Genomic DNA, 718 nt, shown 5'->3' with positions numbered 1-718 from the left:
CTGTGGGAAAGACTCAATACTTCATATCAAAACTTTCAAAAAGCAGAAATGAGCTAATATCTTTGATATCTATTACTTCATTTTTATTCCCTAATGTTTTATTAATCCCCTCGACAAACTCATTACCTCCGGACTATCATTTATCCATATCTGTAATTTAGATATTTTTGTTAAATGCGGACATCACCGTAGTGCGCTACGTAAAAACTAAGCATCTCTCACCCTTGCTAAAAGTCAAAGGATTCACGTAGCAATGCAAAAATTGTTTAATAAACATGCTGCGCACCCCATAGTTTCGATCCATACCTATTCTTTCATTATAGTTGCAAAGGCTTTGGCGAACATCCGGTTCAGGTCTTCAATAGTGCGTTTAGCAGCTCGCTCTTTAGCCAACTCTGACGATTCTGGACTTATAATTTTGACCTTTGACCTTGAGTGACCTTTAAAGCCACTTCATAAGCACGTTGTTTTGCCTCATGTTCAGAGACTTATTCTACTTCAGTACTCCCCACTGTGGTTTCATTTGATTTTACTTTTAGTAAGCTGGTCTATCATTTCTATCCATTCAAGATAATGTTGCCTTTTTTCACCTACAATTTCATTAATTTTAGGCGCATCCATTATATCCCATTTAAAAAAACATAAAGCTGATAAAAATAAAAAAAACTGAAACCAAAAAGCTATAAATTGTTCATCTTGAAACAGGACATATCCTAAT

Annotated in this window: 1 protein-coding gene; it reads right to left on the bottom strand. The window is 35.0% G+C overall.

Annotation, left to right across the window (positions count from 1 at the left end):
- Window positions 1-519 precede the first annotated feature (519 nt).
- On the bottom strand, window positions 520-718 hold a 199-nt coding region (locus B4923_RS21010; protein ID WP_211313984.1), incomplete at its 5' end, for a hypothetical protein.

It is taken from the genome of Brenneria roseae subsp. americana (genome assembly GCF_003115815.1).
Classification (GTDB): Bacteria; Pseudomonadota; Gammaproteobacteria; order Enterobacterales; family Enterobacteriaceae; genus Brenneria; species Brenneria roseae.
Note: the sequence above shows the minus strand (reverse complement) of the source record. Positions and strands in the feature narration are given on the sequence as shown.